Here is a 21,948-nt window from a genome sequence, read left to right on the forward strand (position 1 = left end):
GGCTCTGGATTGGCTGTAGGTCAGATGGAAAATGATAGGTTCACGAGGATAGATGAGGGAGGTAGAAAAAAGTGAAAGGGAATGATAGCTCAGCAGAAAAATTGGAAAATGAGCGCCATTTTCACCAAACGGCAAAGCAACCGCAATTGAAACCAACCCCTCCTCCACGAAAAAAAGGAAAACTGAAATCCCAGGCTTTTAGAGAGGCCATGACAGGATACTTCTTTCTTGCTCCGGCCTTGGTCCTGCTGGGTGTTTTTCTTTTATATCCGATGGGAGCGGCATTTTATTATAGTTTCACAGATTTCTATATTCTTACCCCTGACGACGTATCTTTCATTGGGCTGGAGAACTTTAAGTATATTGTGGAAGATGCCCAGTTCAGGCAGGCATTTTGGAATACGGTCTATTTCTCAGTGATTGTTGTGCCAGTCCAGTTATCTGTAGCGTTGGGTTTAGCTTTATTGATCAATAAAAAGCTTCGTTTCCGGGTATTTTTCCGGACGGCATTCTTCTCTCCGGTAGTTATGTCACTTGTCGTCGTCTCTATTTTATGGACGTTTATGTACAATCCAAATGAAGGTCTTATCAATCAATTATTGCAAACCGTGGGTATCCCGCCGCAGCCTTTCTTAACCAGTCCGGATCAGGCGATGAATTCGATCATTGTGATGTCCGTATGGCAAGGGGCCGGGTTTCAGATGATGATTTTCTTAGCGGGACTTCAAAACATCCCGAATCATTTGTACGAAGCAGCAGATATTGATGGCGCCAGCAGTTGGCAGAAATTCTGGCATATCACACTTCCAGGTTTGCGAAACATTGCATTGTTTATTTTTATAACAATCAGTATCGCGGCCTTCAAACTATTGGTTCAGCCGATGATCATGACGCAGGGTGGACCATTAGGTACGACCAAGTCACTTGTCTATCATATCTATGAAACTGGCTTTAACTACCGAGACGTTGGGTACGCTTCGGCTATGGCGGTAGTCTTTACGGTTATCGTATTGGTTATTACTATTATCCAGCGTGTACTGATTAAAGAGGAACGGGGGTAAATCCATGAGAAAAAAACGAATGATCAATAAATTCACCTTGTATCTCTCGCTTGTTATCCTGACATTCATTTTCCTCTTCCCATTGGTATGGATGCTTGTATCCTCTTTAAAAAATGAATTTCAGATTTTCCGGGACATGCAATCGCTGCAGGCATTTCTTCCGCCAGCTCCAGCTGATGTCGAGGGCGGTTATTTTCACAACTATGTGGCAGCCTTCCAACGGGTCGACCTGCTAAGGTATATCATCAACAGTCTGATCTATACAATTGGCATCATTACCTTCGGGTTGATTGTCAACTCGATGGCAGGATATGCTCTGGCAAGGTTCCGATTCCCGCTTGCAGGTTTTTGGCTGGGGGTCATCATCGCTACGTTGATTATCCCTCCGGAAAGTATTTTCCTGCCGCTGTATGTACTCGTTTATGATCTTGGGTGGGTGAATACCTACACCGGTCTGATTGTGCCGTTCATTGCCAATGCTTTTGCTATCTTTCTATTTCGGCAGTTCTTTCTGGATTTTCCGAAAGAACTGGAGGAGGCGGCCAAGATTGACGGCTGTTCCCAGATCGGCATCTTTTTCCGGATTATTGTTCCGTTATCAAAACCGGTGTTCGCTACGGTGGCTATCGTGTTGTTTATCAATCACTGGAACGACTTTTTGTGGCCGCTTGTGGTCGCCTCGGATGAAAGTATGCGTACCATTCAGATCGGCCTGCAATATTTCATGAACGAACCGCCGATCAAATGGGGGCAAGTGATGGCAGCACTTACGGTGGCAACGATACCAATGCTGTTAATATTCGCTTTTTTACAAAGGTATTATGTCCAGGGTCTTACACATACAGGATCCAAGAACTGACAACTATGCAGGGGGACAAGAGAGGAGTGTCACATATTCATGATTCAAAACCAAGAAACAACTACGACGAACAGCTACTACCAGGAACGATTTCGGCCACATATCCATTTTACGCCTGAGAAGATGTGGATGAACGATCCGAATGGACTGGTTTATTACAAAGGGGAATACCACCTTTTCTATCAATACCATCCGGATAGTAAAAAGTGGGGGCCGATGCACTGGGGCCACGCTGTCAGTAAAGATTTGTTTACATGGGAACACCTTCCGATTGCTTTGTATCCCGATGAGCTGGGGATGGTGTTTTCCGGGAGTGTTGTTGTCGATTGGAACGACACCACTAGTTTTTTTGATGGAAAAGAAGGGCTGGTAGCTATTTTCACCCATGCAGATGGCGATCTCCAGCGTCAGAGTATTGCTTATAGTAAAGATCAAGGACGATCCTGGGAAAAATATGCGGGCAATCCGGTCATTAAAAACCCGGGCATCCAGGATTTTCGCGATCCAAAGGTGATCTGGCATGAGGAAACAGCCAAGTGGGTGATGGTACTTGCTGCCGGCAGAAAAGTTCAGTTTTACACTTCCCCGGATTTGAAACAATGGACCTACGTCAGTGAGTTCGGCGAAGGCTGGGGTGCACGAGAGGGCGTGTGGGAGTGCCCGGATATTTTCCCGCTTATCAACGAGAAAACAGGTGAGAAGAAGTGGGTACTGCCGATAGGTATTGATGCTGGTGGTCCTGCTGGTGGATCGGGTACGCAATATTTCATTGGATCTTTTGATGGCAAGACATTTACACCAGAACAATCCAAACAAGAAGTACGCTGGCTTGATTACGGAAAGGACTTTTATGCTTCGCAGTCATTCTCAGATGTTCCGGGTGGTCGCAGGGTTGTCATCGCCTGGATGAGTAACTGGCAATACGCCAATGAAGTACCGACAGATCCATGGAGAAGCGCCATGAGCCTTCCCCGTGAACTAAATTTAACTACCGTGGATGGCGAGGAATGCGTAATCCAGAAGCCTGTCCATGAGTTGGAAAGCTTACGTAAGAGCAGACCCGCTTCAGAAACCTTTACAGTCAACAACTCTGATAAGGTTACGAAAAGGCAGCCGGTACTTCCATTTGTAATAGATATGAAAGTTGTAGCGGGAACCAGCCAACGGTTGGAGGGGCGCGTATTTGTCACAGGTGATGACCCTGGTTTCCTGTTTGGTATCGATTTTTCCAAGGATGTCCTCTATGTCAGACGGGGATATACGGAAGAAGGATTTTCCAAACATTATAACGGAACATTTGAAGCTCCATTACGGAAGGGCAGGTCCGATTACCAGCTGACCGTTATTTGTGATCACTCATCGGTTGAGATATTTACCGATGATGGCAAGGTGGCCTTAACCAATCTGCACTTGCCCTCCGAAGCAATATCCTACGAAATTGTCATGGAGGCCGTCGGTGGGACAGCTGATGTAAGCGATTATAAGGTAAGTGAACTTTCTCCACGTTGGCAGCAAGCTAACAGATAACAGACAGAAGGAGTGTCAGGAATGAAGGGAACCGGTGCAATTATTTATGTCATTTGTGATTGGCTGATGCGTTTAGCTCTGCTGAATGTACTATGGATCGGATTCAGTCTGCTGGGAGCAGGAATACTGGGCTTTTTCCCCGCTTCCGTTGCAGGGGTTGCATTACTTAACGAATGGCTGTCCGGTCGTCGTCCGGCTCCATTATCCTTTTACTGGAACATCTATAAACGTAAATTTACCGCTGCAAACACCATATTTATTCCTGCGCTCCTTATTTTCGTTGTCTTGATGCTGAATACATATGCCAGTCTCCATTTTGATGGCGTGTGGTTTTATGTATTTGTAAGCAGTACGTTGTTCCTGGCCGGAGGGGCGGCATTTATCCTGCTGTTATCCCTGCTTCCGCTCAGTCAAGGAGAGAAAGCGATCACAGCTGTTAAACGGGCCTTACACTTATTGATGTACTATCCTGGCAGGGTTGTAATGATGGTGATCGGAATGGTACTCCTTGGTTTATGCATCAGACTGGTACCAGGTATCTTACCTTTGTATTCGATTAATATCGTGCTCGGCCTGGTTATCTATTTATTTTCCTTTTATAAAAACTCACCGAAACCCGCCTGATTGCGTTTATATTCAGGCGGATTTCCCCCTTTCTTCAGCATCAGCTTTTGCCACGACAACATTTCAGCCCATTTTTATTTTTTACACCTTACGTAATCGATTAAATGAAAGAGCTATAGTCAAAAGGAGGAACACTATTGAATGCTAAAGTAGCTAAAAGTATCTCTGTGTTAATCATTTGTACGCTTGTGTTGGCTTTATTCCCTACGACTCTCCTTAAAGCGGAGACAAATCAGGAGTCATCAGCTGATAATCCGTCAGAAACTTACCGGTCTCAATTTCATTATTCTCCCTCAGAAAATTGGATGAACGATCCCAATGGACTGGTTTACTATGATGGGGAATATCATTTGTTTTATCAGCATAATCCTACCGGTAACCAATGGGGCCCGATGTATTGGGGACATGCTGTAAGTGAAGATTTAATAAACTGGGAAGAACACCCTATTGCGCTCTACCCTGATGAAAATGGTTTTATTTGGTCGGGGAGTGTTGTAGTGGATAAGGGCAATACAGCTGGGTTTCAATCAGGTGATGAAGCCCCTATGGTTGCTATGTTCACCCATGAAAAGGGAGGACATCAGACACAGAGTCTCGCTTACAGTAATGATAAAGGGCGGACTTGGAATAAATACGAAGGCAACCCTGTGATTGAAATGCCGGAAAATACCGACGTATTCCGAGATCCAAAGGTCTTTTGGCATGAAGAGACTGAAAAATGGGTCATGGTCCTATCAGCAGGTCAAAGTGTAGAAATCTATCGATCGGCTGATTTGAAAGAATGGGAACATACGGATTCATTCCCGCGTCCGGAAGATGCAGGAAGCGGGGTATGGGAAGTTCCTGATTTAGTAGAATTACCTGTCGATGGCGACGAAAGCAATAAAAGGTGGGCTTTGCTGGTAAGCGTCAGTGAAGGAGCAGCTGCAGGGGGCTCTGGAATGGAGTATTTTGTCGGTGACTTTAACGGAAAAACATTTACCAAGACCCAGGAAGCCACCCCGGTTGATTATGGGGCAGATATGTATGCAGGAATCACATGGAGTAACATCCCTGAAGAGGATGGACGCAATATTATGCTTGGCTGGATGAATAACTGGCAATATGCACAGGATATCCCGACCGAAGGCTTCCGTGGTGCCATGTCTTTACCACGTGAACTAGGCCTCTCATCTAGGAGCGATGGCTCACTCTCTCTGACACAGAAGCCTATTTCCGAGTTTGATAGCTTAAGAGGAGAGAGCACAGAGTGGACAGATGAATTGGTCGATGGAAATGGCAAGCAGCTCCTATCTGAGACAGAAGATTTAATAGAAATTGAAGCTGAGTTTGATATGAAGGGAACTTCAGCAGAAGAATTCGGTTTCCAGTGGAAGAATAGCAATGAACAATCAATGGCAGTTTCCTTCAATACCCAAACTCAACAATTGAATGTAGACCGGTCAGAAGCAGGGGAATCCAGCTTTTCGGATGATTTTGCCAAGAAACACGAAGCACCCATGCAGATAGAGGATGGGAAAGTAAACCTACGTATGATTGTTGACCGGGCATCCATTGAGGTGTTCGGAAATGATGGAAAAACCGTGCTGACGAATCAGGTATTCAGAGACCAATCTCCATCTTCCTTAGAACTTTACACAGTCAATGGAGATATTCAAGTAAACACAATTAAAATTACAGAGTTAAACAAAGCCGACATCCGGGTGAAAGAAGATACGATACCGGAAGATGTCCCTTCTACTCTGGAAAATGGAAACTTTGAAACGGGGGATTTGAGTGGCTGGAAACAACAAGGAAATGCGTTTGCAGGTGCTGTATCCGATGCCGAAAATTACTGGGACACTCATCCGTTTCAGCAGGAGGGTAAGTGCCATGTATGGGGATTTGCTGGAGAGTCCAGCGACCCTGATTTCCGGACAGGGACGTTACAGTCAGACTATTTTAAGCTCTCGGGAAATGGAAAAATTGAATTTTTGATAGGTGGCGGGCAGGATATCGAGAAGTTATATGTTGCTCTTGTCCGGGCAGAGGATGGCAAAGAGCTGTTTAAAGCCACAGGAGCCAATGAGGAAAAATACCGACGTGTGTCCTGGGATGCCAGTAAATATGTTGGGGAAACCCTTTATCTGAAGGTAGTTGATTACCATACGGATGGTTTTGGTCACATTAATGTAGATGATTTTCAAGTCTATCATGAGGGGGAAATCCTTGGAGACACGATTAAAAATGGCGATTTTGAAACAGGCGACCTGACAGGCTGGACGATTAAAGAAGGAGACGCATTCAGCGCTGAGGATGTCACTTCCGATACAGACTGGGGATGGGGAGGTCCATTCAATCATCAAGGCGATTATCATTTATGGGGAGCTAAAGAGGGAGGAGATGAACAGACGGGTGTGCTTAAGTCGTCTCCGTTCATTCTCTCAGGAACAGGGAAGATTTCCTTCCTGATTGGAGGAGGAAACGACATTGATAATTTATATGTCGCCCTTGTCCGAGCCTCGGACGGAAAGGAATTGCTGAAAGCGACCAATACGGAATGGAACGATGACGAAAGCTATACACCTGTCTCCTGGGATGCTTCCGATTACCTCGGAGAAGAACTGTATATCAAAGTAGTAGATAAAGCAACCGGTGGCTGGGGCCATATTAATGTAGATGATTTTCAGGTGAAACAAACCGGTCTGCTGGCCCATTGGCCATTGAATGAAGCAGAAGGAAGCGAAGCGAAAGATGAAGTTACAGGTAAGATGGATCCTGTCTCGTATGTATTCAACGAGGCGGAATACAAGCCTTCCACGGACCCGTTATGGCGTGATGGATTAATTGGAAACGCGCTGTTGTTTGATGGTTATTCAACCTGGATTACCCGTGATGCTGAAAGCATGATCCAGCCTGAAGAAGCCCTTACGATTGAGGGATGGGTAGCTCCGAGGTCATACGAATGGGGAGATCTTGGACAGGTTTCTGCGATCGTTAACCAGCATGATCAATCAAAAAATGAAGGGTATATCTTAGGGATGGGAAGACATGGGAAGCTGTCTTTTCAAGCCGGTATCAATGGCGAATGGAAAGAGGTTGCCCCGGAAGGAAGTATCCTTCCGAAAAATGAATGGTCCCATATTGCTGCTACCTTTAATCAGGGTGACCAGAAGCTCCAGTTATATTTGAATGGCGAGCTTGTTGGGGAGACGGATACACCGGAAAACGGGACAATCTCTCCGTCTGACAATGACTTGCTGATTGGTAAACATAATCAGGCGGCAGTGATCAATGGTGTATTCACCGCCAATATGTTCAATGGAATGATGGATGAAATAAAAATATCCAATGAAGCAAAATCGGCGGAAGAAATAAAACAAGGCTATCGTGAAACGGTCGATTCATTTGAGAATAACCAGCTTCCGAAGCCTGATTTGGAAGCGGACCGAAGCCGTTTTGATGGCGATCAGCACCGGCCGCAATATCATTTCATGCCACCGGAGCATTGGATGAACGAACCCCATGCACCCATTTATTATAATGGGAAGTATCATATTTTTTATCAGAAAAACCCGCAAGGCCCATATTGGCATCAAATACACTGGGGCCATGCTGTCAGTGATGATATGGTTCATTGGGAAGAGCTTCCGGTCGCGTTAGCACCTGAAGGAGACTCTGTTTCACCTGATGGTGTCTGGTCAGGCAGCGCTACGCTGGACGGTAACGGCGAGCCGGTCCTCTTTTTCACGGCCGGGGATGATAGTAAATTCCCGAACCAGATGACCGGGCTGGCTGTAAGTGAAAACCCGGAAGACCCTGACTTGAAAGAATGGAAAATGCTCGATGAACCAGTGACGGTTCAGGAAGAAGGCTTGCCAGCTGAAGAAGGAGAAGTCATGTACGGTCAATTCCGTGACCCATTCGTTTGGCAGGATGGAGATACCTGGTATCAACTGGTCAGTTCAGGGATTGATGGCGTAGGCGGAACGGCTTTATTATACTCCTCTTCCGATTTGGAAAACTGGGAATATGAGAAACCTTTCTACACTGGTGATGCAGAGAAATATCCAAAGACAGGGGATGTATGGGAACTGCCGGTATTCCTGCCGCTCGGTAAGGATGAGGAAGGAACAGAAAAATATGCTTTCTTCATTAATCCGTGGTTTAAAGATTATAGTCCCCATGATGTGAAATACACTTTCTATTGGATCGGTACCTGGGACAAAGAAAAGATGGAATTTGTTCCTGATCAGGAAGAACCGCAGTTGTTTGATTACGGGGAACATTTTACCGGACCTAGCGGAATGGTGGATAAAGATGGGACCCCAATCTTATTCAGTATTGCTCAGGATAAACGAAGCGAGCAGGACCATTATGATGCCGGCTGGGCACATAATGCTGGTTTGCCAATCGAATTATCATTAACAGAGAATAACGACCTTGGCATCAAACCAATTGAAGAACTAACTTCCCTAAGAGGAGAGCAACTGGCCTCTTTTACAAACAAAAAGCTGGCGGATGCCAACGAACTGCTAAGTGATGTGAAAGGTGACATGCTTGAACTTGTAGTGGAAATCGATCCAAAACAAGCGGAAAAGGCAGGGATAAAAGTCCGCCAGAGTGAGAATGGGAAAGAAGAAACGTTACTTTATTTTGATAAGATGGAGCAGACATTTAATGTAGATCGTAACAATTCCAGTCTGGATCCCGATGTCCGTAAAGGAATTCAGGGAGGCGAGTTAACGATTGAGGATGAGAGTGTGAAGCTCCATATCTATCTCGACCGTTCCATGATTGAAGCATACGCGAATGAACAGAAAAGCATCACCACCAGGGTGTATCCGACAAGGTATGATGCACTTGGCCTTGAGCTGTGGAGTGAAGGCGGAGAAGCTTTCATTAATTCGATGGAAGTGTGGGAAATGAAATCCTCCTATGGCGAGGCAGCTTCGGTCTTTGAAAAAGAATCAGAACCTGTCCCGCCTCACGGAGAACTCCCTAACCATGATTTCCAAACTGGGGATCTGACAGGCTGGAATATCATTGAAGGTAATACGTTTACGGATGATCATGTAACAACTAAAGGTGATTGGGGATGGGGAGGCCCGTTCCACCAGGCCGAAGACTCCATTGATCCTGAGCGTTACCACCTTTGGGGATTCCATCCTGATGCAGGTGGAGATGCTGCTACCGGTATCTTGCAATCGGACACCTTTGAATTAGGAGGGAACGGTCAAATCAACTTCCTTGTAGGTGGAGGAAACAATATCGAAGACTTGCATGTAGCGCTTGTAAGAGCTTCCGATGGAGAAGTTTTATTCAAGGAAACTGGAAGAAATGATGAAGCTTATCGAAGAGTGGAATGGGACGCCTCCGAATACTTGGGCGAACAGCTCATCATTCAAGTAACAGACAATGCTACTGGTGGATGGGGGCACATCAATGTCGATGATGTCAATGTCCCTGTCGCATTGGGAGAAATAGAGCAACTGATTCTGTCACTAAAAAATATGCCCCTTCAAACTTCCGGTGATTTAGATGAAAAAATGGAACGATTTTATGAAGTGAACGATCACCTTTCCGATTTGGAGGAAGCTAATGAAAATTGGAAGGAAAAACTATCAGAAATAAAAGCAGAGATGATCGCGTTTTTAGAAGGTAAACTGAAACCGCATCAGGAATCCTATCAGTTGACCGATGACCAGTTACGTTTTCTGGTTGAATATGCAATCGAGCAAACAGACGAAGAAAATCCGAATGATGAAGGGGAAGTCCAGGGTTATGTTATGAAAAGAGTAAATAAGCATGTAACTGGGGAAGAGGTACGAGAAATTGTAAAAGAGCAATTGGAGCAATAAATCGTTATAGCTAGTTGATTGGAAAAACCGCAGTGTGTTGCATCACAGCTGCGGTTTTTTAATGTCCAAAAATAGAAATTGTGTATCTATCAACCTGTGAGTTGATGTATTTTTTGTTTTAAAATAAAGTATCAAATACTTTACGTTTACATACATTATATAAACTTAAAACCGACTAAACCACTCGTATTAATAGGTGGTTAAGTTCTGAAGTACATGACTATCTTAGAGAGGTGAACAAATTATGGCTAAGTGGGTTGGTACGGATCCCACGTTTTACCCTTCTCCTAAATCAGCAATGGAAGGTCCAAGGGAGAAACTTGCTTACGTTGCGCTCCTTCAGCCGGATGCACTTGGGGTGATCGATCTTGACCCTGACTCAGAGACTTATGGACAATTGATTCATCAATTGCTTTTGCCTGGGGAGGAGGAAGACGAACTTCATCATTTCGGCTGGAATGCCTGCAGTTCTGCGCTTTGCCCTACCGCTTTTCATCCCACGCTGGAGAGACGTTATTTAATTCTTCCTGGTATCCGCTCGTCCCGTATCTATATTGTCGATACGCAGCCAGATCCGAAGCACCCCCGTATTGTCCGAACGATTGAACCGGAGGAGGTCAAGGAACGAACGGGCTACAGCCGCTTGCATACCGTTCATTGCGGGCCGGATGGAATCTTTATCAGTGCTCTGGGCTCCGGGGATGGGGACGGTGGTCCGGGCGGTATACTTGTTTTGGACCATTTCAATTTTAATGTGTTAGGTGCCTGGGAAATGGACCGCGGGCCGCAGCATTTTTCCTATGATTTCTGGTGGCATATTGCGCATGATGTGACGGTGACCAGTGAATGGGCAACACCGGATCTTTTTGAGAATGGATTACACCTGGATGCCCTCTTGCAGAGAAAGTATGGACATAAAATGCACTTTTTTGACAGCCGTTCCAGAAAGCATCTGACTGAAATTGACTTTGGCGATCAGCATCAGATGGTATTAGAGCTTCGCCCGGCCCATAATCCGAAGAAAACGTATGGATTTGTGAGTGTTGTCACCGATGTCACCAATCTGGCCAGCTCAATTTGGACGTGGTACCAGGAGGATGGGAAATGGGACGTGAAGAAAATCGTTGAAATTCCTGCCCAGCCGGCCGACCCGGACCAGCTTCCGCCAGCACTCAAAGACGTTGGTGCCGTCCCGCCGTTAGTGACCGACATTGTGCTTTCCCTTGATGATCGTTACCTTTATGTCCCGTGCTGGGGGACTGGGGAACTAAGGCAATATGACGTCAGTGACCCGTTTAATGCGAAATTGACGGGAAAAGTGGAGATTGGAGGAATCGTGAATCAGAAAGCCCATCCGAATGGAAAAAAGATAACCGGCGGACCGCAGATGGTGGAATTAAGCAGGGACGGAAAACGGCTTTATTTCAGTAATTCCCTCTATAGTTCCTGGGACGATCAATTTTATCCGGAAGGCATTCAAGGAGCCGTGGTCAAAGTAGATATCCTTCCAGAAGGAGGAATGGAAATCGATAAAGACTTCCTTCTCCAATTAGAGAAGGGCAGGGCTCACCAAATCCGGCTGGATGGGGGAGACTGCTCCACGGATACGTTCTGCTACCCATGATCTTGATCGGAGGAAAACAAAATGGAAATGCTAGTTTCTGAGGGCAGCCAGATTGCCATTGCTGCCCTTCTTGGTGCCTTTCATGGACTGAATCCGGCGATGGGCTGGCTCTTCGCCGTCTTTCTAGCCGTTCAAAAAGACGACTGGCGGGTGCTCATTTATGCGATTATCCCGATTGGCATGGGGCAGATGTTAGGAGATGGAGCGGTCGTCCTCCTTCAGACGATCGCCCGGTTTCAATTTCCTTTGCATATCGTCCATTTGAGCATCGCTTCCATCGTGCTTGGCTACGGGATCTATCGTTTGTTTCGCTATTTTCGTCATGTGAAATGGACGGGGGGATTGAAGGTAGGGTACGGACAGCTGCTGCTTTGGTCGTTTCTCGCTGCCTCGACTCATGGATCCGGACTGCTGCTCTCTCCGTTCATCTTAGGAGCAGATTCTATTGCTGACATTCTGCCGCTTTATTTATTTCATGAACTTGCGATGCTTACTTCGATGACCGTGGTCGCCTTTATTGTTTACCATATTGGCATGATGAAAATACGAAAGTATATTGTTAATTTTGATTTGATTTGGGCAGTTTTGTTAATCGTTGTCGGTCTGATTCTCTTCCTGATGAATGTGAACATTGGTGGAGAGATGCCGGGTCACATGCATTGAAACCCGGCGATTCGCTCTCTCTTTTTAAAGTGCCTGACCCCCAGTAAGTTAATGCTTTACTGCAGTGGGGGTCAGGCACTTTTTTAGTATTAGGTCCTGCTTCGATAGTGAATCCGAAACAAATAACTGGTATGGTAACTAAAGAGATGATTTACAGGGAAAAGGCTACTTAAAAGCGTCTGATCTTTTGGGGTCAGGCATTAATTAAGAACTAGGAAAGAGAGGTGGGGCTAATCAATTCAGAGGTTAGTATTTTAGGTGTGTTAGTGGCAATGGCATTAACGATAATTTTGATATTCAGGAGAATTAACCCTCCATATGCCATGATGGCAGGTGCTTTAGCTGGCGGAATTGTCGGAGGCCTTCATATAACAACTACCCTCGACTTCATGATCGAAGGTGCTCAATTACTGACACCAGCCGTATTACGGATTTTAGCAGCAGGAGTTTTGGTTGGGGTTTTAATAGAATCAGGCGCGGCCAACGTCATTGCGAATACAATTGTTACAAAAATGGGAGAAACAAGAGCTTTATTAGCGATTACGGTATCCACATTAGTTTTAACAGCAGTAGGTGTGTTTATCGCAGCAGCTGTTATTACAGTTGCCCCGATTGCTTTAATGATCGCCAAACGAACCGGAGTTTCAAGACTAAGTGTTTTAATCGCCGTCGTATGTGGGGCGAGAGCAGGGAATGTAATGTCACCTAACCCGAATACCATAGCAGCGGCTGAAAGCTTTTCCTTACCGTTAACGAGCGTCATGTTTGCTGGACTAGTGCCAGCTGTCGCAGGAGCGGCGTTTACATATTTTATTGCCAAAAAGATAAATAATAAAGGTTCGATGGTCACTAAAAATAGGGAAGAAAAGACAGATGAGATGAATAAGCCTTCTTTTTTTGCGGCCATTTCAGGGCCATTGTTTGCGATTTTTCTCCTATCCTTACAACCGTTATTCGATATTAAAATTGATTCATTACTTGCATTACCAGCTGGAGGGATCTTTGGGGCGGTTGTAATGAGAAAAACAACAGATTTAAAGTCTTATATGTCAAGTGGGCTTCAGAAAATGGCTGGGATATCCATTTTAATACTAGCGACGGGTACGTTAGCCGGCATTATCGTGAATTCCTCACTCAATAGCATGATTATGAGCGGCTTGAATGCATTTGATTTACCCATCTCTTTCATAGCACCTCTATCAGGTTCGTTTATGGCGTTAGCGACTGCATCCGCAACATCTTCTGCGGCGATTTCCAGTAATGTGTTTGGTGAAATATTGTTAGAGAATGGAGTCAGCGCTTTAGCTGCTGCAACGATGATCAATGCTGGTGCCGTTTCTTTTGATCATTTACCGCATGGTCCCCTCTTTCACATTTCACGGGATAGTTTCTACATGCATATGAAAGAACGACTGAAAGCACTGCCATATGAAACGTTAATTGGAATTGTAATCGTGATTGTTTCTACGATTATTTATGGAGGTTTACTTTAAAAGCTGGAGTATCTGGAAAGTTTTTACTTAAAACTGAAAATCCCCCAACATTTCGATATTAAGGTTAGGGGAAAATATATTCATTCGTTTCGGATGATTAAACCAGGTTCTGATCGGGTTTTGGAGCAGTGCATTAAGGAAACAAATATATATGAAAAACTATTCTTCTAGTGGCAGAAGAAGGGGAGTTACGAATAAAAAAGTTTGACAACTTCCCCTGTATTTTGTCATAATGTTGACTAACAACATACTGGTACCTTTAATTCAGTCCCGTGAGGCTGACAAGGACGGCGTTTTAAGAAAGATCTGTAGAAATGTACAATTCCGAGAGAGTTGTATCTTTTTCATGCAGTATCTTAAGGCTTCTTGTCGGAAAACGGCAGGAAGCCTTTTTTTATGCCCAATCTTTCCCGCTCCCGGTACCGGTATCTAATTACAGATACTGGAGGAATCGAATATGAAAATGACTAATAGCGATTTTGCATTAAAGGCTGTACCTCAGTCAGAACGACACGGATTCTGGAAGATGCTGATGGTGATGATGGGACTGACTTTCTTCTCAGCGAGCATGTGGTCAGGCGGTACACTCGGTACAGGTTTAACGTTTGTTCAGTTTATGGCGATTGTCCTGCTTGGTAACCTTATCCTTGGCGCTTATACAGGTGCGCTTGCTTATATTTCTGCAAAAACTGGCCTTTCCACTCACTTGCTCAGCCGTTATGCTTTTGGTGAAAAAGGATCCTACCTTGCCTCGCTACTTCTTGGCGGAACGCAGGTCGGATGGTTTGGTGTCGGAGTGGTCATGTTCGCGCTTCCTGTTCAGAAAGTGACCGGTATTGATATGATTTGGCTGATCGCAGGTGCTGGGGTATTAATGACAGCTACTGCTTTCTTCGGGATGAAGGCGTTGATGTGGCTTAGCTTTATCGCAGTTCCCTTGATTACGATTCTTGGAAGCTTCTCCGTTTTTCATGCAGCTGGAAGCATGGGTGGCTTTGAGCAGCTGATGGCGCACAGTCCGTCTGAATCACTTGGACTAGCGGCTGCACTGACGATTTGTATCGGTTCCTTTATTAGCGCTGGTACGTTAACCCCTGATTTCACCCGTTTTTCCAAAACTAAAAAATCTGCCGTCACTAGCACGGTCATTGCGTTTTTTATAGGGAATTCACTTATGTTTCTATTCGGTGCAGTAGGTGCAATGGCGACAGGAAAAGCGGATATCTCCGAAGTGATGTTCACGCAAGGACTGATCATTCCAGCCATTCTGGTACTCGGGATGAACATCTGGACAACTAATGATAATGCACTCTATGCTTCTGGTCTCGGTTTCTCAAGCATTACGAAAATCACTAAAAACAAAGTGGTCATTTTTAACGGGATTGTCGGAACAGTAGCCGCGATGTGGCTGTATAACAACTTCGTCGGATGGCTGACAATGCTCGGCTCTGCACTACCGCCGATTGGAGCAATTATTTTAATCGATTATTATTTATACCGTCGTAAAAACATGGCTGCATTTGAACAGCAGACGTTCAAAAAAGTCAAATGGACCGGAATCATCGCCTGGGCAGCAGGTGTCGCGGCCGCCCAATGGGTACCAGGTATTGCACCAGTGAATGCCTTGATTGCTTCCATCCTTATCTATACCGTGCTGTCTAAGTTAGCCGAACAGACCGTACACCACCAAGTTGAAGAAGGAGAAGTTGTATGATTATTAAACAAGCGAAACTCCGCGGAAAAGAAGGCCTTTGGTCGATCGTGATAGATAATGGCGTTATCCAGAAAATTACGCAGGACCAAATCAACCAGGAGGATGAAACCACCATCGATGCAGGAGGGTCGCTTGTCATCCCCCCATTCGTCGAACCGCACATCCATCTGGATACGACCCTGACTGCCGGAGATCCGGAGTGGAACAAAAGCGGTACTCTTTTTGAAGGAATTCAGCGCTGGGCAGAACGGAAAGATAAGCTGACGGCAGCGGATGTGAAAGAAAGAGCAAAGCAGGCTCTATCGATGCAGATCGCAAACGGCATTCAGTATGTCCGTACCCATGTCGATGTCACAGATCCTGAGCTGACCGCCTTGAAAGCTCTTTTAGAAGTAAAAGAAGAAATGAAAGAAGCGGTTGATCTTCAGCTCGTTGCTTTTCCACAAGAAGGCATTCTTTCCTACCCGAATGGAAAAGAATTGCTGGAAGAAGCATTGAAGCTTGGGGCAGACGTGGTAGGAGCTATTCCGCACTTTGAGTTCACCCGCGAGTATGGGGTAGAATCTTTGAAAATTGCGTTTGATCTCGCTCAGGAATATGACCGGTTTGTCGATGTGCACTGTGATGAAATTGATGATGAACAATCCCGGTTTGTGGAAGTCGTCGCAACAGAGGCATTAGAAAGAGGCATGGGGGAGAAGGTGACTGCAAGTCATACGACCGCCATGGGCTCTTATAACGAGGCCTACACATCGAAGCTGTTCCGTCTGTTGAAGATGTCCAGGATTCATATTGTCGCTAACCCCCTCGTCAACATCCACCTGCAGGGCAGGTTCGACAGCTATCCAAAGCGGAGAGGTTTAACGAGGGTAAAAGAATTAAAGGAAGCCGGTATCAATGTTGGTTTTGGCCACGATGACATCTTCGATCCGTGGTACCCGCTCGGAACAGGCAATATGCTGCAAGTCCTTCATATGGGGCTCCATCTCTCCCACCTGATGGGATATGAGCAAATCAAACAGGGCATGGACTTCATTACTGAAAATAGTGCCAAAATTTTAAACCTGAAAGACAAGTATGGCTTAGACGAAGGTCGACCAGCCAACTTGATTATTCTCGATGCTGAAGATGAATACGAAGCGGTAAGAAAGCAGGCGGCAGTCCGTTACTCGATCCGCCACGGAAAAATTTTATCCAAAACGAAACCAGCTGAAACGACGGTACATTTTTAATAGAGTGACGGCATAATGAAAGACTGGCTGACTGCCGGTCTTTTTTTGTATACAGTGAGATTGGTATTGTGTTTGTAATGGTAGTCATTATGTGATAAAGTCGCTGTTTCCTAAAAGTTACACATGCAATTTTTTCAACTCAGTACCTCGGGTAAAAAGTTGGAGCAAAGGATTGTTGCCCTTCCTTTAATAATTAATCACCTCTATATAACATGCCATCTCCATAATACTCCCCAGTTATTCTATTCCAATCATCTGAATCTCTTAGTAACTCAAAACCCGGATGTAGAGGGGGATTGGTAAATAGTAATTTAAAGGAGCAAATAAAGGAATTAAATTAGTGCCTGACCTCCAATTAGCTAAAGCTTTAAATGATTGGGAGCCACTGGCACTCTTTTTATTATCTAATCCTATTTTACGTTTATCATTCAATCCAAGTTTCTCCTCCTGTTATAGTAGTATAGGCATATATACAGTTGAATGGAAAATAAGACATATTGAGTCATCCTTGTTCCTCCAGTAAATGGTAAAATTCAGTGAGAGGGGTGGTGGGTAAGTGGATAATAATTCGAAGAAAAAAAGGATAGAGAGATTTGTACTTTGAAGTACGTATATTTATAGAGGAACTAAAAAATGTTCTGGCGGATACATTTAAAATTTTGAGAGAATTATATATAAGGAAGTGTGTGTTGAGAGAGAGGAAAGAAAGCTAGTGGTTTCGAAGTTCTTCTGCTGGAATAAAATTGTCTCTAAACCATTCATTTCAATAATAACCAAAATCATAAATTACAGTTTTATTAGAATGAATTTAAAACTTTTACTGCAAGGGGAGTTTCGGTAAATGTCTTATAAAATAGTAAAAAAATCAGATGAAAACCAAATGAGATTGTTAAAGTTCCTAAAAAGAATATTTCCTTATACATTATTAGTAACCATTTTAAGCTTTATAAATTATGGGTTAGGTTACACTTTTTTGTATGGTTTTTTTATTGGAGGTGATCTTAATAAAGAAACCGGTGCTACAATGGATTTATTTATAAATCCTGCTCCTTTTGATTTTTATGCAGTTAGTTTAATGGGACTTTTTATATCACTCAGTGTATTACTATTAATGACATTAATATATCATTTGCTCTTTAAAGTTAATGAGGGGAAAATAGAGAAACTAAGGAATTCATTTATTGTCTTCGTGTTGTTTTGTGGTTTTCAATATTGTTTAACTTTATTTTTAATAACTGGATTTAATGGCTCTTTTATAATTTACTTTAAATCCTTTATAATTTGGCTGATTCCTTTTGCGATTGCTATAGTGTTGGGTTTTATAATGATGATGTATTATAGTTGGCATATTGGAATAACAGGAATGGTAATAGGTATTTTATTACCGGGGTTACTATCAGAAAAATTCGGGCATAATTCATCAATTTTTTTAAGGGAAATGTCCCCTTGTGACTGCTAAACTAAAGTAGACAGTTTCCGCTAGATTAGAAGAAACACTTATTTACCCAAATATACCAGTAAAATATACAGCTCTCCCATTGTATGATATTTAAGATTATACAGACATCAATGGAGGGCTCAGAAAAGGTGGATAAGTGGGAAATGTATATGGAGATTCAACAGTTAATTAAGCAAGGATTTAGTAAATCGAAGGTGGCGGAAAAGTTGGGGGTTTCAAGATCAACGGTATATCGCAACCTGCAGAAGTCTCCTTCGGAGATGGCTGAATGGGTAGAAAGAATAAAAACGAGAGAGAAAAAGTTAGATCCTTACAAAGCGTTAATTTTATCCTGGCTGAGAGAACATCCTGATATGTCGGCAGCACAAGTGCAAGATTGGTTACAGGAAAGGTATGAATCACTGGAGATTGGCGAGAGCACGGTTCGTGCCTACGTTAGAGAATTACGTACTGAATATAGAATAGAGAAAGAGACTCTACCACGGAATTATGAAGCTATTCCTGACCAGCCAATGGGAGAACAAATGCAGGTTGATTTTGGTCATACAAAACAAAGAACACCTGACAATCAAGAGGTGAAGCTGAGCTTTATCGCATTTGTTTTGTCTAACTCGAGATACAAATATAAAAAATGGTTAGACAGACCTTTCACTACCCAGGATGTGATGGAAGCACATGAAGATGCATTTCGGTGGTATGGCGGAATCCCAAGAGAAATCGTTTATGATCAGGATAATTTAATCGTGGTCAGTGAAAATGGCGGGGATCTTATCTTAACGAAAGAGTTTCAACACTATAAGGAAACCAGGCGTTTAAACCTTAGGGTTTGTAGAAAAGCTGACCCGGAAAGTAAAGGGAAAATTGAAAATGTGGTTGGCTTTATCAAGCATAACTTTGCAAGACATAGAGTGTTTCACAACATTGATTCCTGGAATGAGCAGGGTTGGCAGTGGCTAAACCGGACAGGGAACTATAAAATCCATAACACAACAAAAAAAAGACCGGCCGAAGTGTTCTCCTTGGAAAAGCAACACTTAAGACCAGTCGCAGAAAAATTAACTATCAAAAACAATTATGAAAATAGTATAACAAGAAGCGTCCATAAGGACAATACAATTCGTTATTTGTCGAATCGGTATTCTCTTCCACTTGGAACATTCCATAAATATGATACCGTCGGTATCAAGGAAACGGAAGACAAACAACTATTCATCTATATTACCGATACAGGAGAATTGATTGCAAAACACACTATTCCTGAAGGAAAAGGCCAATTAGTAAAGGATAGAAGCCATTCGCGCGATCGAACAAAAGGCATCAATGCATTTATGGATACGGTTGCGAAACGGTTTGAAGAGGTAGATTCCGCATACGACTATCTTAATATCATCCGGCAAAACTACCCTCGGTATATTAGAGATCAGTTGCAGATTATTTTAAAGCAGACAAAGGAGAACAATGGGGCAATCTTATCAGCAGCACTGAAAGAATGTGTGAAAAGAAATCTTTATAGTGCGACAGATTTTAGCGATATCGTTTCATACATCAAACGACAACGCCAAGTTGATGATACAGTAACCGATAACGCCCGGGCTGTATCATCTATAAATAAGATTTCAGGCTGGCTCATGGATACGGAAGCCCAAAAGAGAACAGTAAATGCCTATACTGAAATATTGGAGGGTGAGTCTAATTGAGTCAGCTGAATCAATTACAAGATTTGATGAAAACCCTCCGCCTGACCGAAACAGCTAACCATCTTCCTACACTCATAAGAGAAGCTGAGCAAAAGGACGCATCCTTTACTCAGTTTCTCCTGGATGTAGCAACCTATGAACAAAAGCGCAGAGAAGAAAAGCTATTAGAGAAACGGTTTAAATGGGCGACGTTCCCGTTTTTCAGCACTTTGGAAGAATACGATTTAAAAGAACAGAAATCATTAAGTTCGAAGAAACTAAATCAGTTAAAGGACTTAACGTGGATGGAGCAGCTATATAATATTATTTTCCTTGGCCCGCCAGGCGTCGGCAAAACCCACCTATCGATTGGGCTGGGCATTGAGGCTCTCAACCAAGGATATAAAGTGATTTTTACTACGATGGGTGATCTCATTCATGTATTAAAGACTGAAGAAATCACAAGGAAATCGAAAACAAGAATGAAGAGAATACGAGAAGCAGATCTAGTTATCATTGACGATTTAATGTTTATGGCAATGGACAAACAGGAAGCCAATATGTTTTTTCATTTGATCAATGATTTATACAATCAAACATCGATTATATTAACGTCCAATAAAGGTCCTAAAGAATGGGGGGAATTATTAGGAGATCAGGCAATTACAACTGCGATTCTAGATCGTATATTGCATCGAGTGGAAATCATTCATTTAAATGAAGACAGTTGGCGAATGAAGCATCGAAAAACCATATTTGGGCAGCAAAGTGTTTCAAATTAATAAGCAGAAATTGTGTCATTTTACTTGACGGTCACACCCCTTATATAATGATGTTTGTAAGTTTGCTTTTAATGTCCATAGCTAATGTTAAACTGTTGAAGTGGAAAAATTATTTCTTTTATAGGTTTTTATTTTTTAGTCCCCTAGTTTGGTTATTATCCTTGTTGATTTGGGGTTGGGTGATAAATCCAGTAGATTTAAAAAGTTTAATTATAACTGGCGCAACTAGTGTAATAATATCTTTTGTATTATCATACCTTTTAAATTTCAAGCCAAGGACTTTTCCAGGCATGAATCACCACATTAAAGATTTTTTTATTATAGAGAACTTAATGATAGATAGAAAACTGTTTCTAACGGTAGTTTTTACTGCAATTTTAGTATTTACTACAATTGTTCCAAATTTAGTATACGGGTCTGGGAAATACATTAGGAGTTTAATTGTTCCATTAAGGGTCTGTACAGAGCATCCTCCAAATGTTTATAGAGATACTATAGAGGTGGATGGGCAAATCTTTATAGGTTATATTTTTTCAGAGAAAGATTCAGTTTATTATATTGCAGATGAAAATTGGGAAATGAGAAGGCTGAAGGGGAGGGAAATTTATACTTATCCTACTCCTCAAGAAAAAATAGAAGAACTTTGTAAGCAATAAAGGACTTTAATGCAGCTATTATACCCTAATGGAAAAGATGTGATGTAATGTCTAGAGAGTCAATTATGCTTATTGGTATAATTATTTCTGCGGTATTTGGTGTGCTTAGTTATTTTTCTACCAAAAAAGGTGTTTTTATTAATACGGTAAGCGCTGAGAGAATAAAATGGATCAATCAACTAAGAGAGCATTTTAGTGAGTACACTAAGATGGTTTATATTTATGCGAATGCTGTAGATGATTACAATAAAGGTGAAATTACTTACGAAGAATTTAGGAAAAATAATTATAATGATGATATTGTCTATAAAACTACAATGATTGAATTATACTTAAACCCAACTGAAAATATAAATTTAGCTTTAATGGATCTCCATATTAAAATGCTACAAGAATTAAGAGAAGAGTTTAGAGAATTAAGCTATGATACTTATTATGATTTTCAAGAAGACATTGAGTTCTTACATCAAGTAATCCTAAAAGCAGAGTGGAGGCGATTTAAGCTAGAAAGTAAAAAAGGGAAAGAAATCTCTAATAAGAGAATGAAAGAAATATTTAAAGAAGTTGGAGAAGAAATTAATAAAAGTAAATATAATAATTTATTAGAAGATAATGATGGTTTAACATACCCAATTGAATAGAAATAAAGTCATAAATAATGTAATTACTATTATTTACTGTATATAATTTTAAGTTGATTTATAGGTGTCCAGTTAACCACAGCTTAATAAAGGAAGA

16 protein-coding genes are annotated in these 21,948 nt (G+C 42.7%); 15 read left to right on the forward strand and 1 reads right to left on the reverse strand.

Annotated elements, in window-relative coordinates; genetic code table 11:
- Positions 1-71 precede the first annotated feature (71 nt).
- The 10 genes from B9Y67_RS12895 to codA all read left to right on the forward strand — a co-directional run bounded on the left by B9Y67_RS12895 (position 72) and on the right by codA (position 16,637).
- Positions 72-1,061 (forward strand): carbohydrate ABC transporter permease, encoded by a 990-nt coding sequence (locus B9Y67_RS12895; protein WP_085507108.1) that lies wholly within the window; start codon positions 72-74, stop codon positions 1,059-1,061.
- Between the two features lie 4 nt (positions 1,062-1,065).
- Complete coding sequence (locus B9Y67_RS12900; protein WP_085507109.1) at positions 1,066-1,920, forward strand: carbohydrate ABC transporter permease; 855 nt, start codon at positions 1,066-1,068, stop codon at positions 1,918-1,920.
- Positions 1,921-1,959: 39 nt separating this feature from the next.
- Positions 1,960-3,447, forward strand: a complete 1,488-nt coding sequence (locus B9Y67_RS12905; protein ID WP_085507110.1) for a glycoside hydrolase family 32 protein — start codon at positions 1,960-1,962, stop codon at positions 3,445-3,447.
- A gap of 21 nt (positions 3,448-3,468) precedes the next feature.
- Positions 3,469-4,071 carry a YesL family protein gene (locus tag B9Y67_RS12910; RefSeq protein ID WP_085507111.1) on the forward strand — a complete coding sequence of 201 codons (603 nt, stop codon included), beginning with the start codon at positions 3,469-3,471 and terminating at the stop codon, positions 4,069-4,071.
- A 137-nt stretch (positions 4,072-4,208) separates the two neighbouring features.
- The gene (locus tag B9Y67_RS12915; protein WP_085507112.1) at positions 4,209-9,911 is read left to right on the forward strand and encodes a GH32 C-terminal domain-containing protein; all 5,703 of its coding nucleotides are present in this window, start codon (positions 4,209-4,211) and stop codon (positions 9,909-9,911) included.
- Positions 9,912-10,155: 244 nt separating this feature from the next.
- Positions 10,156-11,535 (forward strand): selenium-binding protein SBP56-related protein, encoded by a 1,380-nt coding sequence (locus B9Y67_RS12920; RefSeq protein ID WP_085507113.1) that lies wholly within the window; start codon positions 10,156-10,158, stop codon positions 11,533-11,535.
- A 21-nt stretch (positions 11,536-11,556) separates the two neighbouring features.
- A complete protein-coding gene (locus tag B9Y67_RS12925; RefSeq protein ID WP_085507114.1) occupies positions 11,557-12,198 on the forward strand; it encodes a hypothetical protein in 642 nt (213 codons plus the stop codon).
- Between the two features lie 233 nt (positions 12,199-12,431).
- Entirely contained in the window at positions 12,432-13,691 is a 1,260-nt protein-coding gene (locus B9Y67_RS12930; RefSeq protein ID WP_085509178.1) for a GntP family permease, read from the forward strand.
- A gap of 457 nt (positions 13,692-14,148) precedes the next feature.
- Positions 14,149-15,405: a cytosine permease gene (codB, locus tag B9Y67_RS12935; protein WP_085507115.1), complete on the forward strand. Its 1,257-nt coding sequence runs from the start codon at positions 14,149-14,151 to the stop codon at positions 15,403-15,405.
- Positions 15,402-16,637 carry a cytosine deaminase gene (codA, locus tag B9Y67_RS12940; protein WP_085507116.1) on the forward strand — a complete coding sequence of 412 codons (1,236 nt, stop codon included), beginning with the start codon at positions 15,402-15,404 and terminating at the stop codon, positions 16,635-16,637. The genes codB and codA overlap by 4 nt, the downstream gene beginning before the upstream one ends.
- A gap of 264 nt (positions 16,638-16,901) precedes the next feature.
- On the opposite strand, the gene B9Y67_RS20720 is transcribed toward codA, so the two are convergent.
- The gene (locus tag B9Y67_RS20720; protein WP_176223998.1) at positions 16,902-17,069 is read right to left on the reverse strand and encodes a hypothetical protein; all 168 of its coding nucleotides are present in this window, start codon (positions 17,067-17,069) and stop codon (positions 16,902-16,904) included.
- Between the two features lie 409 nt (positions 17,070-17,478).
- On the opposite strand from B9Y67_RS20720, the gene B9Y67_RS12945 reads away from it, so the two are divergent.
- From B9Y67_RS12945 to B9Y67_RS12965, 5 genes are all read left to right on the forward strand, one after another.
- A complete protein-coding gene (locus B9Y67_RS12945) occupies positions 17,479-18,096 on the forward strand; it encodes a hypothetical protein (RefSeq protein ID WP_085507117.1) in 618 nt (205 codons plus the stop codon).
- Positions 18,097-18,224: 128 nt separating this feature from the next.
- A complete protein-coding gene (gene istA, locus B9Y67_RS12950; protein WP_085505788.1) occupies positions 18,225-19,793 on the forward strand; it encodes an IS21 family transposase in 1,569 nt (522 codons plus the stop codon).
- A 26-nt stretch (positions 19,794-19,819) separates the two neighbouring features.
- Positions 19,820-20,554 (forward strand): IS21-like element helper ATPase IstB, encoded by a 735-nt coding sequence (gene istB / locus B9Y67_RS12955; RefSeq protein ID WP_439330193.1) that lies wholly within the window; start codon positions 19,820-19,822, stop codon positions 20,552-20,554.
- Positions 20,555-20,601: 47 nt separating this feature from the next.
- A complete protein-coding gene (locus B9Y67_RS12960; RefSeq protein ID WP_176223999.1) occupies positions 20,602-21,210 on the forward strand; it encodes a hypothetical protein in 609 nt (202 codons plus the stop codon).
- A gap of 65 nt (positions 21,211-21,275) precedes the next feature.
- Positions 21,276-21,851, forward strand: a complete 576-nt coding sequence (locus B9Y67_RS12965; protein ID WP_139823801.1) for a hypothetical protein — start codon at positions 21,276-21,278, stop codon at positions 21,849-21,851.
- The last annotated feature ends 97 nt before the right edge of the window (positions 21,852-21,948 follow it).

Origin of the sequence: Thalassobacillus devorans (genome assembly GCF_900176565.1) — a bacterium.
Classification (GTDB): Bacteria; Bacillota; Bacilli; order Bacillales; family Halobacillaceae; genus Thalassobacillus; species Thalassobacillus devorans_A.

Excerpts from the sequence above, each read along its gene's own strand:
- B9Y67_RS12910 (WP_085507111.1), top strand. The coding sequence starts at position 3,469 with ATGAAGGGAACCGGTGCAATTATTTATGTCATTTGTGATTGGCTGATG.
- istB (WP_439330193.1), top strand. The coding sequence starts at position 19,820 with ATGAAAACCCTCCGCCTGACCGAAACAGCTAACCATCTTCCTACACTC.
- B9Y67_RS12920 (WP_085507113.1), top strand. The coding sequence starts at position 10,156 with ATGGCTAAGTGGGTTGGTACGGATCCCACGTTTTACCCTTCTCCTAAA.
- B9Y67_RS12965 (WP_139823801.1), top strand. The coding sequence starts at position 21,276 with ATGCTTATTGGTATAATTATTTCTGCGGTATTTGGTGTGCTTAGTTAT.
- B9Y67_RS12900 (WP_085507109.1), top strand. The coding sequence starts at position 1,066 with ATGAGAAAAAAACGAATGATCAATAAATTCACCTTGTATCTCTCGCTT.
- B9Y67_RS12905 (WP_085507110.1), top strand. The coding sequence starts at position 1,960 with ATGATTCAAAACCAAGAAACAACTACGACGAACAGCTACTACCAGGAA.
- B9Y67_RS12960 (WP_176223999.1), top strand. The coding sequence starts at position 20,602 with ATGATGTTTGTAAGTTTGCTTTTAATGTCCATAGCTAATGTTAAACTG.
- B9Y67_RS12925 (WP_085507114.1), top strand. The coding sequence starts at position 11,557 with ATGGAAATGCTAGTTTCTGAGGGCAGCCAGATTGCCATTGCTGCCCTT.
- codB (WP_085507115.1), top strand. The coding sequence starts at position 14,149 with ATGAAAATGACTAATAGCGATTTTGCATTAAAGGCTGTACCTCAGTCA.
- B9Y67_RS12945 (WP_085507117.1), top strand. The coding sequence starts at position 17,479 with ATGTCTTATAAAATAGTAAAAAAATCAGATGAAAACCAAATGAGATTG.
- codA (WP_085507116.1), top strand. The coding sequence starts at position 15,402 with ATGATTATTAAACAAGCGAAACTCCGCGGAAAAGAAGGCCTTTGGTCG.